The organism is Streptomyces albipurpureus (assembly GCF_023701525.1).
Taxonomy (GTDB): Bacteria; Actinomycetota; Actinomycetes; order Streptomycetales; family Streptomycetaceae; genus Streptomyces; species Streptomyces albipurpureus.
This window is the reverse complement of record NZ_JAMQAW010000007.1, coordinates 209,312-221,987: the sequence shown is the minus strand read 5'-3', so window position 1 is coordinate 221,987 and position 12,676 is coordinate 209,312. Positions and strand designations below refer to the sequence as shown.

The window sequence follows — 12,676 nt, the reverse complement described above, 5'->3', positions numbered from 1 at the left end:
CGGTTCGGTCAGTGCCCTACATGTCAGGCCAATCCCGGATGATCATAGCAGAAGGAGTCTCGGCATGATTCGCTTTTCCAGGACGCTGTCTTCAGGGTGGTTCGCAGCGGTGGGGGCCACCGCTCTCATCAGCGTGTCGATGCCCGCGCAGACGGCACACGCCGCACATCTCTCCTGCGGCCAGACCGTCACGACCAGCGTCGTTCTCGATGCCGACCTGCTCAACTGTCCGGGTGACGGTCTGGTAGTCGGCAGCAGTGGAATCACCATCGACCTCAACGGACACACCGTAGACGGCGTCGGCCTGGGCGCCGGGATCCGCAACAACGGGTTCGGCGATGTTGTCGTCACCAACAGCGGCACTTCCGCCTATGTGCAGGAGTTCGACCACGGAGTCCAACTCAACCCCGGCACGTCAGGCAACATCGTCGAGAAACTCACCGTCCGGCACAACGAGTTCTCCGGCATCGAGCTCAACAACGCCGACAGCAACAACCGGGTACGCAACAACCTCATCGACCGACAGTCCCAGAGAGGCGTCACCATAGCCGGCGGGTCGAGCGGCAATGTGCTCGCCGACAACACCATCAGCGCCAACCAGGGCGAGGGTGTCTTCGTTCAGAACTCCGCGGACAACCGACTCGAAGCCAATCAGATCACCGGCAGCGGAGACGCCGGCCTGGTCCTGGAAGGCTCCAGCGGCAACACCCTGCTGACCAACACCGTCGGCACCAGCGGCGACGCCGCGATCATCCTGCAACTCGGCTCGAACGACAATCTCGTCCAGAGCAACTCGTCCGCCCAGAACGCGGACGCCGGACTGACGGTCTCCGGCTCCACCGGCAACCGCATTCTCTCCAATACCCTCCAGGGCAGCGGTGACAGCGGAATCGCCCTTCAGTCGTCCCACGGCAGCACGATCACCGGCAACGACGTCAGCGGAAATCCCGGCGGCATCGAACTGAGCGACTCCGACAACAACCTGATCCAGTCCAACTCCGCGAACGACACCACCGGGGACGGCATCAGTCTGGCCCAATCACTCAACAACCACCTCGAACTCAACCAGGCCAACCGCAACAGCTCACGGGGCATCTACGTCGTCGGAGACGCGGCGCCCGGGGCCGGCAACCGGCTGGTTCGCAACACCGCCAACGCCAACCAGGGTGACGGCATCGCCGTCTCGAAGGCGGTCCACACCATCCAGGGCAACACTGCCCGCGGCAACGACAGCTGGGGCATCTTCGCCGACCCGGGCAACGTCGACGGCGGAGCCAACCTGGCCAGCGACAACGCCAAACCCGGCCAGTGCACAGGCGTTGTCTGCACCCCCTGAGAACCGGTGACCGCCCGGCCGGACGGAACTCCCGTGGCCCACGTACATGATGAGCCCCTGACCGACCGAAGGGACTTACCCCAGCCCAAGGCCGGTCAGGGGCACTTCACACCCGGTTCCACCCGCATCTGCCGAACCTCCTTCGGTGAAGCTCACTCAACCCGTGCGACCTCGTGTCGCACCCCGGCCTCACCGCAAGCGGCTCAAGCAAGTCCTCCTGGCGATACAGGTTGGGATAAGGGGCTCTCCATGTGGGCGCTGGCTGCCGCTTCCGTTCTTCTCGGGGCAGGCAGGAGGCATGAACAATGCGTCGGTTCTCCAGCTCTACTCCGCGAACGGCAATCCGCCGGCGGCGGATCCCGCTCTTGACCGTCGTCAGCCATTGCCCCCACTCCTCGGGAGACTGCGGCTGATGGTGGGCGTGCAGCAGGGAGCCACCGCATTCCGGGCTGCGTCCGCCCTGCCGTCTGAGCAGGAGGCTCCGTCCGTTGGCCAGAGCCGTCGCGCCTCTTGGCGGGCGCCGCCTCAGACTGCGGCTCTCGGGCCCCAGGCGTGCCGGTCGTTCAGTGCCGCCTTCTTGCCGAGGTGGCCTTCCCTGACCAGGATCGCGAGGGAATCCAGGATTACGCGCGAACTGAGCAGCGCCGTCTGTTCCGCCCAGTCGTAGGGAGGAGCGCATTCAACGACTTCCAGTCCGGCGAGGCCGGGGGCCGAAATCATTCTGATGAGGTTCAGAGCTTCCCTTGGCAGCAGACCGCCTGGCTCAGGCCAGCCGGTCCCGGGTACGAAGCCCGCGTCGATGACGTCGATGTCGAAGGAAAGGTAGACCGCCTTGGCGCCCTTCCACGCCATTTCGAGCGCGATTTCCGCGACCCTTTCGATACCGACCCGTTCGACATCCCCCACCGTGATGATGGTGGTGCCTCGCTCACGCCCGACCTTGACTCCGGCTCGTGGTGACTGCCAGCCACCGATGCCGATTTGGACCAGGTTCGTCGCAGGAGCATTCTTGATGTTCGTCGCGTGGAACCATGGCGTGGTGTGCATTCGCTCATCCAGGTCGGTCTCCTGGGTGTCCACGTGCCGGTCGAAGTGGATGATGCCGATGTTGCCGTCGACGTACGGCGCCATTCCCCGGATCGTCGGGTATCCGATGGAATGGTCGCCGCCCAGGATGACCGGGAAGACTCCGCGCTGGTACACATGCGCCATCGCCTGGCTGATCTGGTCGAACGACTTCTCCAGATTACCCGGGATGGTGAACACATCCCCGATGTCGACGATGTTCAGCTGTTCGCGCAGATCGACACCCAGTTCAAAGCAGTAGGTGCCGAACAGGTTCGTCGACCGTCGAATTCCCTGCGGTCCAAATCGGGCTCCGGGCCGGTACGTGGCACCGGAGTCGAGAGGCGCCCCGAACACCGCAACCTCGGCGTCCTCGACCTGGTTGACGTCCTCCAGGAATGGGGTCTTGAGGAAGGTTCCCCGCTCGCCGGCGAAGTGCGGCAGTTCCCCGCGAGAGAACGTGGGAATCGTCTTGTCGACGAGCGTCGGTGATCCGGGCAATCCGAATGCGAGACCCCGCTCGATTTCCTCGTCATGACGGAACAGTGAAATCCGCTCTTCGGCATCCTGCGCCCACTTGCCTTCCTTCGTGGCGAAGGCGTCGCTGTGCGAGTGGCTGTGTGAGTGGGAGTGTGAATGGCCGGGGCCAGAGCCGGGGGACTCGCCCTGGCCATCATGGCGCGAGTCATTCCCCGATGACGGCTTGCTGATTTTCTGCTTGTGGGGCTTGGGCGTTTTCGGCATTTCAGCCTCCAACGAGGCCGTCTTTACGCGGAACCGGTACGGCCACCCTCGTCGGCGGGTGCTCTGGTAGCACCTCTCAGCCACCGTAGCACCGAAGCACCAACAGTTCAGCAGATACCCGGTGTATAGGGCACGTAGATCTCGGCCGTACCGGTGAGCGTCACCACTTGCACGTTGTCAGAGTTCGGGGTGCGCGCGGCCGGGGCTGTGCCTCAGGTGTGGGCAGGTGGCGGCGGTAGGTCATACGCCTTGACGACACCGTTCGTCTGGTGTGTGGCCAGGGGAATGCCACCGCCTTCGGCTGGGGCTGGACCGGGAAGTTCGTCAAGGTGGGCTTCTATGCCACCGCCTTCGGCTGGGGCTGCACCATCAACATCGCGAGGGACGGTGACGCGGACACCTCCATCAAGTACCTGGGGATGCAGCTCGCCTGGGACACCCACCGCCGGTACACATCGAAGGGCAAGAGCGTCGATGTGAAATCCCACTCGATGGGCGGACTCATCGCGCGCGGCCCTGGCCGGAACCCAGCGCGGCGAGGAGGGCTTTCCTCCCAAGCTGTACGTGGAGGATGTTGTGACGCTTGGTACGCCCCACCGTGGCGGACTCCTCACCTACTTCTGTGGCGACGTCCACGGCCAGCAGCGCCAGGACATGCGCCCGTCCTCTCCCTTCCTGGCTTGGCTCGGACCGACTCTGCCGCAGGGAGAGGGGGGCACGGACTGGAGCTGATCGGCTCCCACTTCGACTATGTGGCCAACGTGAACACGGCAACACCCGCGGGGAGCGGTGCCCAGCACCTGGTGCGCTACGCGATGTCTGAGCGACTGGATCACAGCGAACTCCGGACGCAGCGCACGGGGACCCACCGGATGAACTACACGAACAACGGCAGTCTCTGGCGTCACATCAGGTACGGCGCGGCCCCGGTTCGCGCGGCGATGAACGCCATCTACTGGCTGACCGGTGGTGATGGTTTCCGGCTCGGTCGACTCGCCCCCTCGCCGGACTCCTCGCCCCGGCCCGACACGGTGAAACAGGTCTGCTGGTCGTACGGCACCGCTGACAGAGCGCTGGTGGTGAACGTCCCCCGCATCAGCCGGTACCGGAAACCGGCGTAGTGCGCGTCGGCTGTATCGGCCACAACCGGATCAAGGCGATGGGCACCCACCCCAGCACCATCGCACGGGGTCTCACCGAGCTGGCGAACAGTCAGCGCGGTTCCAGCGGGTCCGAGCGAGCCAAGCACTCCACCGACCAGAGCGAACCCATCCGGCTCGACAAAGCCCTCTCCCACAACGGCCCCGGGCTCTCCGCCACCAGTACCGGGGGCGTGGACCGAGGATTCAAACGGGAACTCGGGGGCATCCGCGACTCCATGAACACCAGCGGTGCTCCCTACTACCTCACCGAGGGCATCGGCGGCGGCGCCGGGCTCGCCGACGCCACCGAACCGAAGATCGGTACCTACGACTCCAGCCCCCGCGGTGTGCAGCGGGTGCGCCCACCACCGCTACCGTGCCGCAGCTACGCCGAAGCAACCCCGTCGACCGCGTCGAATCCACTGGGCTGCTCTCGTTCGGCGAGGGGTTCGGTCTGGTCGGAACCGTGGTCGCCCCTGCGGCACTGGCTTCGGAATCCGTTCCGAGTGGCGATCGGAGCGGACGCCATGGGCACTGGCCTGAGCGTCGAATCCATCGCACCGGGAAATCCTGTAGGGGAGACCGAGGCCGTGGGAAGCCTGAGAAGAGGGACGGGTGGGGCCGGGGCTGTGATGGGACTCGCTGGACCAGGTGGTGAGCCGGCTTGGAGATCGACCTCGGGTACACCGCTCTCGGCTACATCGACGGTGCCGAAAGGCTGGTCAGCGAGCACCGCGTGCCGCCGCAGGTCTCCACCTCCGGCTTACCGTTCGTCCGGGAGCATGGCTCTGAAAGGTTGTGTCAAGTCTCCCTCGCACGAGTAGGCATAGGTTTCGAAGACAACCCGGTCGCCACAATCGTCCTGGGAATTCTGGTGATGATGGTGTCATTCGCCTTGCTCTACTGGCGCTACAAGCGCGAAGGGAAGTAGCGGGGTTCTCCGACGATCCAGTCCGTGCGGCCTGTCCGCTTTCGAGCGGACAGGCCGATCCCGAGGCTGAGGTCGACAACGTACGAACGACACCGGCCCGGGCTGTGTGACCACCGCTGTCTGACCGGCGGCGGTGTCTCCGGGGTGTCGAATCGGCCGTTGGAACGGAGAACGTGCCTCCAACGCTCCCGGACGTGAAGGGCGACACGTCGAAGCTGCGATGACGCCGACCGTCCCCTCATTCCGGGCCGCGGCGTCTGCCGCTGCGATGGCCGAACCCTGGTTCGGCGGCTTACTCGTTGATGGAGACGAAGTACGGGCCGCCCTCAAGAACGTGGGCTGCCCCGGCCCGGTACCGAGGGGGCGGTCGGCGGTCTGGTGGGGGAGATCGAGGACGGGGCGCACGGTGTAGCGTCGCGGTCGGGAGGTGTCCTGCGCGGTGGAGACACCTTCGCGGGCGCCGGCAAGGGGCACTCTCGAAGGTCAGCCGATGGGGGGCCGGAGTCCAACCGTTGCGACCAGCTCGGCTAGTTCGTCGAGACCGAGGAAGCCGAGGACCACCGTGCCGACGGTCAGCGGCACTACCAATATCAAAAACAACACCAATCCGAAGATGAGATTCCCTCTGATGGCGCTCCTCACCTCGGAGAAGCTGGGCTGGTCGGGGTCGTAGACGATCTCCACCTGCGAGAGGCCTCCGTCTGGGCTGTCGCAGGTGCGTTCCTCGCCGTGGGTGTCGGTGAAGGCGTAGACGTAGTTCACGCCACCGGAATGGTAGGTCCGGATCAGCTGGCCCGTTACGGTGATCCCGCGCGCCCTGAGTCGCCAGGGTCCTTCGGTCATCTCCCACACCGCGGGCGCCACCGCATAGCTGAGGCCTGCCAGCCCGGGCGAGAGGACCCAGTAGAGCAACGCGAACCCAGCCGAGGTAGCTGTCCGAAGTCCCGGTTCAAACACCACCACGGCCACCAACCAGGCCAGGACCAGCAGATAGAGGACGATGGCGACCGTCCTCAGCCGGGGTGTCTTCCGACGCCTCGGGCGGTCCAACTCTTCCACGGTCACCTGGCTGGTGCCGCCGCTCCGCCGTTCTACCGCATCCCGCACGGACAACTCCGTGCGCAGGGCGGCGGCCATGGCATCCACAGCCGGAGCGCTGCGGCACTGCACAAGCTCCGTTGCCGCCAGCTCCGTGCCCTCCTCGCGAAGCAACACCACAGCCAGGACCCGGCCCCGCCGCCCCCGAACATCCACCCGCTCGATCACGGTGATCGGTATCCGACGCCGTACCCGGCGATCCTGCACCACCAACACCCCCGACTCCAGCCGAGCGGTGACACCTCGACGACCATGAAGTACCAGATGGGAAGCGCGCTCCGAGTCCATCGCAGCACGATAGGACAGATCGCTCTTCAGCAGGAGAGACGATCCAGCGAAAGCGAGTCAAGGCATCGGGGTTGCACGGCTGCGACTGCCACCAGCCCTCCCTCGACCGGGCCCGCACCATCGCCGAGGAACGCGGACTCAGGCGAGCGCGCCCGCTTCGACGCCCTGGCCGCCACCGACCTCGCCGAAGCCGGACGCGACTACGACCTCAACCCCTCTTCAACTGCCTCCACGACAGGGGCGACGCCCTCGCCGTCCTGACCGGTACCCGCACAGCCATCAGCCCCACCGGCACCCTGATGCTCGTCGAACCCAACGTCGGATCCGACCCCACCGCCAACACCCACTCCATCGGCCGCCTCTTCATGGCCCTGTCCACCGCACTCCGCCTACTCGCCGGAGCCGCCCCGAACGGTCCCTTCGCCCTCCGGTGCAGCCACCGCCCCATAGGAACGGTGGCTGACTGCGCCATGCATCGAGGGCTGCACCTCGCGACCACGGCCGCCGCTAAGGGTCTCTCCTCGTACTCCAGCCGTAGATCGTGATCTCGGTGGTGAGAGGCGCCGAGGCGGCAGGTGGCCAGCGTCGATCATCTCGCCCGAGATCGCCCACGCCGTCGCGGGCGTCGGCTCCTTCTCCGTCTACCCGAGTTCACCGAGACGGAGGGCATCCCTAATCTCGCTGAGCTTCGCGGTCGTGGCCGGGGTCCGCTCCTGCGCCAATTCAGCGAGTCGGAGGGCGTCGTCAATCTCGCTGAGCTTCGCGGAGGACAGGACGGCCGCCCGCTCTATCAGGTCGTCCCGGGACACAGTGGTCAGCCACGTGCACGGCGTGAGGCCTGGACGCGGGAACGCGACCCGCAACACGCCTTCGAACGGCAGTCCTTCACCGGCGCCGACCGTCACTTCGATGCCCAGACCGCTGATGTCGACGCCCGCAGGAGCGACGACCTGCATCACCCGGATCCCGGACGTGTCGTCTCCCGACAGCAGTACGACCAACCTCCGCTCGTCGAACTGGACCCACCAGACTTCGCCACGTTGCACAAGTCCTCCAGACACATGACGGCAGGCAGACGCCGCGCGACCCTGACGCGCTGTGGAGACGGGTGCGGCCACCGTTGGTCATCGGTGTGTGAAGACTGAAGATCATGCGGTGGCCGCAGGCCACAGCGTAGACCCTGCCCGCTGGCAGGAGGCGTTCGAGGGCCTGATGGCCCGGATCGCGGGCCGGTTCGCACGGGTCGAACCCCGACGTCGGGTCGGGCGGTTGGTGCTCGGGCTGCTGTCGGACCTGCCGCGCGAAGAACTGCTGGACCATCGCAGAGTGGGCCGGAGGGAGCACCCTGGACGGCATGCAGCACCTACTCGGGCGGGCCAAGTGGGACGCCGACCAGGTCCGCGACGACGTGCGGGCCTACGTGGTGGAGCATCTGCGGGACGACCAGGTGTTTCTGGTGGTCGACGAGACCGGGGACGTGAAGAAGGGCACCGACACCGTCGGTGGCCAGCGCCAGTACACCGGCACTGCGGCTGCGGGCAGGATCGAGAACGCGCAGGTCGCCGTCTATCTCGTTTGCGCCGGCCACCGCACCGGATCGGCCAGGCCCACGCCAGGCGGCACGAACTGGTCATCGTTGTGCACGGCGACGGTGCCGTCGTGACCGGTGACCTGTGCTCCGGGTTGCAAGTCAACGGTGAGCCACGTGTGCTCGACAACAGCGCCCTCGCCGGGAGCGGCGAGGGCGACCCATGATTCTTCCCCGCCCAGCGGTCCACCCTGAATCGCTGAGACCCCGCCGGAGACGGGGAGATCTGCTCAGGCGAACTGACCCCAGATGTCTGGACATGGGCTGGGTGGTGACGGGTGCGTCTACTCCGATTCCGGTGTCGTCGCCTCAACGATGCGCCTCGCCGCTTCACTCTCGGCGGCGGGAGGCGACAGCTCGTCCAGGGTGTCGAGATCATCTCCTTCCAGCTCTGCCTCCCAGGCGGCCGCGAGCCTTTCCTGCTCGTCGCCCGGTCTGCTGCTGACTTCCTCCCGGTGCTCCGGGCTCAGGGCTGCCAGGAACCGCGCGACGGCGTCAATGGGCATCCGGTTCTCCTTTGATCACGTTGGGCACCGCCTTGCCAGGCACCCTTGCAAGCATGATCGAGACATGCCACTCACCGGGGGATGCCGCGCCTCGGTGGCGCCCGAACGGGTCCCTCCGGGCGATGGCGGCGACAGGGCCGCAGCGGCGGCGCGGGATGGTTCAGTAGACCTGATCGCCGGGCGCGACCGGGTATGCCTCAAGTTCCGGGGCGGCCAGTAGTTCGGCGATGAGCGCCGGGGAGCCGCCGATGTAGGTGCTCACCAGGTCCACATCGCCGCCCAGGCACCAGGCGCGGTCTTGCGGCCACCAGAGATCGGGCAGCTCGGCGAACTCGTCCAGGGAGGACGGCGAAACGGCTTCGGCGAGTGTCCCGGCGAGCAGCACCTCCTCCCGGCCGGGGATCTCGAAGTGGGGAAATCGGTCGAAATCCCATCGGCCGTAGCCGATCCACAGGCCGAACCAGCAGTTGTCTGCGGCCTGGGTGTGCCGCGCCAGCACCGGGATCAGACTCCGGGCGAGGGTGGGCGGGGTCGGGCCCTCGGACGGATGCTCGTCCCAGACGCCGGGCAGGCCGTAGACGGAGGCGTTGTGGTAGTCGCGATCCATCCCGATCAACTCGTGCCAGCCGCTGCCCGCGGCCACCTCGCGCCCGTGGGCGGCGGCCACCACGGCCCAGCGAACCGGCCGCTCGTTCAGGGATGCCGGGTGCAACACCCGGGCGTAGGCGGGGAATCCGGGCGCGGCGATGCTGGCCACCGTGCCGAATTCGCCGGGCCCAGGGGGGTCCTCGCTGAGCCACCGAGCCGGGCCCAGATCGGTGGTCTGCACGCGCAGGCGGCCGTACTGTTCGCAAGCGAGGTCCCGGTCCACCGGGCGGTAGTCGTCCACCCCGACAGTCTGCCCGGTCGAACCGGGCGGCAGGGGGAGCGGCACTCGGATGCGCTGAACACTTCGGCGGGTTCGCCGAGCTGGTGGGGATGGCCGGTCGCCGTCCGTGACGAGGGGTCATCCTCGCCGCGGTGCCGGGACCGGAGGGGAATCGGCCGCCCTTGTGTGGAGCTCGTTCCCGATGTGGCAGGCGCGGTTCGCGCCTTGTCCGCGCGACCTGGGTCAGGGTTCGATGCGCGGCAATGGGTGCCCCTGCCTCGACTTGGCGTAGAGGGCGATCCTGCGGTGGCGGACCTGGACCTCGCCGAGGCACCCGGCGTCATTTTTCTCGATCATCCGGCGGGATGCCGCGTTCACCGCGTCGGGCTCGTGGAACCCCATGGCGTGGGAGCCAACTGGACGGCGGTGGGAGGGCGCACCAACGGTCGCCCCCGACTGTCCACCAGCCCGGAGAAGGACCTCGGGTTCCCCTACGCGTCAGATGGGTACGGCCCGCTGGCGACCGAGGTCAACGCTCGTATGCAGCAGTTCAGTTGGACCCGATATCTGGTGTCGCGGGGTGAGTACGCCACCTGGGTGGACAGCGGCCGGCCCAGCCCCCGCCACTCCACCTGGGCCGGCTATCTGCGCTGGGCGGCGGACCAGATGGACTTCTCCCTGGTGCGTGGCCTGGTCTGCGGATTGGAGATCGTCGGTGGGCGGTGGGAGGTCACTGGCGAGGCTGGTGTAGCGGGCGACGAGGCCAGGCTCTATCTGGACCAGCTGATGATCAGCGGCCCGGGTCCGCACGACGGTCTGCTCTCGGGCGATGCCACCCGCAGCGTGGAGGAGTTCTGGCGGCTGGGCCTGGACACGGAGGTCGCCGAGCCGAGTGTGGCGGTGGTCGGCGGCGGCGAGACCGCGGCCACCATCGTGGAGTACCTGATGCACCAACACGCCGGCCCCACAACCGTGATCAGCCCGCAGCCGGTGGTCTACAGCCGGGGCGAGGGCTACTTCGAGAACGCGCTCTACTCCAGCCCCGAGCGCTGGCGCGAGCTGTCCGAAAAGGACCGCAGGGACGTCATCGCCCGCACCGACCGGGGCGTGTTCTCACCCCGGGCGATCGAGTCGATCACCACCGACGCCCGGGTGGAGCACCGACAGGGCACCGTGGTGTCCCTGGCCCGCGTCGACGGACAGACCGAACTCGTACTGAGCAACCCCGGGCGCCCGGACCGAGTGCCGCGCTTCGACGTCGTCATCGACGCCACCGGGGCACGCCCCGACTGGTTCCTGGACCTGTTCGGCACCGTGGCGCGCAAAGCGGTGTACCGGGCGGTCGGCGATACCACCGACGGTGTGCGGGCGTTGGAACGGCGGATCGGTGAGGACCTCGCGTTGGACGGAATCAGCCCCCGACTGCTGCTGCCGACCCTCGCGGGATACGAACAGGGACCCGGTTTCGCCAACCTCAGTTCACTGGGGCTGCTCTCGGACCGGGTGCTGGGCTCGACACATCGAGGCAAGGCGGACGCCGCGGCACCCCGGCGCGGCGCGTCAGTTCCGGGGCCCGCCGGCCGGGCGGGCCGCCGGGAGATGGCCGCGTTCGATGGCCTGGACCATGCGGCGGCCTCCGCGGCGATGCTCCGCGGCGGTGAGGTGTGAGCGAACGCGACCCCCCGGGTCACGGCGCCGGCATCGCTGTTGTCGGGCTCGCCTGCCGAGTGCCGGGCGCACAGTCGCCGCAGGAGCTCTGGCGACTGCTGCTCGACGGACGGCGGGCCGATGGGCGGGCACCGGACGGCCGGTTCGACCCCAGCGCGATCCCGCCGGGACTGCGACAGCAGTCAGTACAGGGCTCCTACCTGGGCGATGTGGCGCGTTTCGACGCCGAACTGTTCGTCATCCCGGAGCGTGAGGCGACGACGATGGACCCCCATCAGCGATGGGCCCTGGAGCTCGGCTGGGCCGCGCTGGAGGACGCCGCACGGCCCGGCGCCCCCACCGTCGAGTTCCAAGCGGTGACCTTCGGCTACGAGCCCGACCGGCCGGTGCTCCGCGAACTCTCCTTCAGCGCCGCCCCGGGCACCCTGACCGCGCTGGTGGGGCCCTCCGGGGCGGGCAAGTCCACGGTCCTGTCCCTCCTCGCCCGGTTCTATGACCTCGCCCCCGGCGAGGGCACGGTGCTCGTGGGCGGTCGGGACATCCGTCACCTGGGCACCGAGACGCTGATGCGGCAACTGTCCCTGGTGTCACAGGACCCGTATCTGTTCGAGGACACCATCGAGAACAACATCGCGCTGGCGCGCCCCGGAGCGAGTCGGGACGAACTGGAGCGGGTAGCCCGGCTGGCCCGGGTGGACGAGATCATCCAACGGCTTCCCGACGGCTGGGAGACCCGGGTGGGAGAGGGCGGCTCCACCCTTTCCGGGGGCGAGGAGCAGCGGGTGTCGATCGCCCGCGCCCTGCTGAAGGACGCCCCGATCGTCCTGCTCGACGAGGTGACCTCCTCACTCGACGCGCAGAACGAGCGGCTGGTGCAGCAGGCCATCACCCAACTCGCCGAGGACCGTACGGTCCTGGTGGTGGCGCACCGGCTTCAGACGGTCCGCGGCGCGGACCACATCATCGTCCTCGACGAAGGGCGGATGACCGAGTCCGGCACCCACACCGCACTGCTGGAACACAACGGCACCTACCGCCGCTTCGTGGAACTCCGCGAACAGGCGGACTCCTGGACGCTCACGCCCCGCTGACCCGATCGACACAGGGCGGCGGCCCGACAGGGCCCATCGCCGAACCACTCACACCAGGGAGAACACACCATGTCCACCAACCCCTTCGACGACGAGAACGGCCGGTTCCACACGGTGGTCAACGACGAGGAGCAGTACGCCCTGTGGCCCGTCTTCCGCGAGGTACCCCCCGGTTGGCGGACCGTGTTCGGTGAGGCGTCCCGCGCCGAGGTCCTCCAGTACATCGAGGAGAACTGGACCGATATGCGTCCACTGAGCCTGCGCGAGGCAATGGCCGCCGACGCATCGGCCCGATGACCGTCCGGGCCGGCCGTCTCGCACCACGGCCGGCCCCCGCCGAGGAACGCGTAC

General features: G+C 67.6%; 12 protein-coding genes, 1 pseudogene and 1 riboswitch. Of the genes and pseudogenes, 8 read left to right on the top strand and 5 right to left on the bottom strand.

Annotated features, from left to right (window positions below; genetic code table 11):
• Positions 1 to 64 precede the first annotated feature (64 nt).
• A complete protein-coding gene (locus NBG84_RS08095) occupies positions 65 to 1,336 on the top strand; it encodes a right-handed parallel beta-helix repeat-containing protein (RefSeq protein WP_250918608.1) in 1,272 nt (423 codons plus the stop codon).
• Positions 1,337 to 1,861: 525 nt separating this feature from the next.
• Here NBG84_RS08095 and NBG84_RS08090 read toward each other — a convergent pair.
• The gene (locus NBG84_RS08090) at positions 1,862 to 3,145 is read right to left on the bottom strand and encodes an agmatinase family protein (protein ID WP_250918607.1); all 1,284 of its coding nucleotides are present in this window, start codon (positions 3,143 to 3,145) and stop codon (positions 1,862 to 1,864) included.
• An 11-nt stretch (positions 3,146 to 3,156) separates the two neighbouring features.
• Positions 3,157 to 3,223, bottom strand: a riboswitch (guanidine-III (ykkC-III) riboswitch).
• A gap of 602 nt (positions 3,224 to 3,825) precedes the next feature.
• Here NBG84_RS08090 and NBG84_RS08085 point away from each other — a divergent pair.
• Together NBG84_RS08085 and NBG84_RS08080 are read left to right on the top strand one after the other, a co-directional pair.
• Positions 3,826 to 4,266: a hypothetical protein gene (locus NBG84_RS08085; protein WP_250918606.1), complete on the top strand. Its 441-nt coding sequence runs from the start codon at positions 3,826 to 3,828 to the stop codon at positions 4,264 to 4,266.
• A gap of 685 nt (positions 4,267 to 4,951) precedes the next feature.
• The gene (locus tag NBG84_RS08080) at positions 4,952 to 5,218 is read left to right on the top strand and encodes a hypothetical protein (RefSeq protein WP_250918605.1); all 267 of its coding nucleotides are present in this window, start codon (positions 4,952 to 4,954) and stop codon (positions 5,216 to 5,218) included.
• 483 nt (positions 5,219 to 5,701) lie between these two features.
• Here NBG84_RS08080 and NBG84_RS08075 read toward each other — a convergent pair whose 3' ends face one another.
• On the bottom strand, positions 5,702 to 6,604 hold the full coding sequence (locus NBG84_RS08075) for a hypothetical protein (RefSeq protein ID WP_250918604.1): 903 nt from the start codon (positions 6,602 to 6,604) through the stop codon (positions 5,702 to 5,704).
• Between the two features lie 299 nt (positions 6,605 to 6,903).
• On the opposite strand from NBG84_RS08075, the gene NBG84_RS08070 reads away from it, so the two are divergent.
• Positions 6,904 to 7,149, top strand: a complete 246-nt coding sequence (locus NBG84_RS08070; RefSeq protein WP_250918603.1) for a hypothetical protein — start codon at positions 6,904 to 6,906, stop codon at positions 7,147 to 7,149.
• A gap of 96 nt (positions 7,150 to 7,245) precedes the next feature.
• On the opposite strand, the gene NBG84_RS08065 is transcribed toward NBG84_RS08070, so the two are convergent.
• On the bottom strand, positions 7,246 to 7,650 hold the full coding sequence (locus NBG84_RS08065) for a type II toxin-antitoxin system PemK/MazF family toxin (RefSeq protein WP_250918602.1): 405 nt from the start codon (positions 7,648 to 7,650) through the stop codon (positions 7,246 to 7,248).
• A gap of 166 nt (positions 7,651 to 7,816) precedes the next feature.
• Here NBG84_RS08065 and NBG84_RS08060 point away from each other — a divergent pair.
• A pseudogene (locus tag NBG84_RS08060) lies at positions 7,817 to 8,207 on the top strand (transposase); the annotation flags it as partial.
• A 269-nt stretch (positions 8,208 to 8,476) separates the two neighbouring features.
• Here NBG84_RS08060 and NBG84_RS08055 read toward each other — a convergent pair.
• Entirely contained in the window at positions 8,477 to 8,698 is a 222-nt protein-coding gene (locus tag NBG84_RS08055; protein ID WP_250918601.1) for a hypothetical protein, read from the bottom strand.
• Between the two features lie 160 nt (positions 8,699 to 8,858).
• Complete coding sequence (locus NBG84_RS08050) at positions 8,859 to 9,587, bottom strand: hypothetical protein (protein ID WP_250918600.1); 729 nt, start codon at positions 9,585 to 9,587, stop codon at positions 8,859 to 8,861.
• A gap of 285 nt (positions 9,588 to 9,872) precedes the next feature.
• Between NBG84_RS08050 and NBG84_RS08045 the strand changes: the two genes are divergently transcribed.
• The 3 genes from NBG84_RS08045 to NBG84_RS08035 all read left to right on the top strand — a co-directional run bounded on the left by NBG84_RS08045 (position 9,873) and on the right by NBG84_RS08035 (position 12,622).
• Positions 9,873 to 11,234, top strand: coding sequence for a lysine N(6)-hydroxylase/L-ornithine N(5)-oxygenase family protein (locus NBG84_RS08045; protein WP_250918599.1), 1,362 nt, complete (start codon positions 9,873 to 9,875; stop codon positions 11,232 to 11,234).
• Positions 11,231 to 12,325 carry an ATP-binding cassette domain-containing protein gene (locus tag NBG84_RS08040; protein ID WP_250918598.1) on the top strand — a complete coding sequence of 365 codons (1,095 nt, stop codon included), beginning with the start codon at positions 11,231 to 11,233 and terminating at the stop codon, positions 12,323 to 12,325. The genes NBG84_RS08045 and NBG84_RS08040 overlap by 4 nt, the downstream gene beginning before the upstream one ends.
• Positions 12,326 to 12,394: 69 nt before the next feature.
• The gene (locus tag NBG84_RS08035; protein WP_250918597.1) at positions 12,395 to 12,622 is read left to right on the top strand and encodes an MbtH family protein; all 228 of its coding nucleotides are present in this window, start codon (positions 12,395 to 12,397) and stop codon (positions 12,620 to 12,622) included.
• Positions 12,623 to 12,676 lie beyond the last annotated feature (54 nt).

Bases quoted from the DNA above. Each gene is read 5' to 3' on its own strand.
- NBG84_RS08070 (WP_250918603.1), top strand. From the start codon at position 6,904: ATGCTCGTCGAACCCAACGTCGGATCCGACCCCACCGCCAACACCCAC.
- NBG84_RS08090 (WP_250918607.1), bottom strand. From the start codon at position 3,145: ATGCCGAAAACGCCCAAGCCCCACAAGCAGAAAATCAGCAAGCCGTCA.
- NBG84_RS08035 (WP_250918597.1), top strand. From the start codon at position 12,395: ATGTCCACCAACCCCTTCGACGACGAGAACGGCCGGTTCCACACGGTG.
- NBG84_RS08075 (WP_250918604.1), bottom strand. From the start codon at position 6,604: ATGGACTCGGAGCGCGCTTCCCATCTGGTACTTCATGGTCGTCGAGGT.
- NBG84_RS08095 (WP_250918608.1), top strand. From the start codon at position 65: ATGATTCGCTTTTCCAGGACGCTGTCTTCAGGGTGGTTCGCAGCGGTG.
- NBG84_RS08055 (WP_250918601.1), bottom strand. From the start codon at position 8,698: ATGCCCATTGACGCCGTCGCGCGGTTCCTGGCAGCCCTGAGCCCGGAG.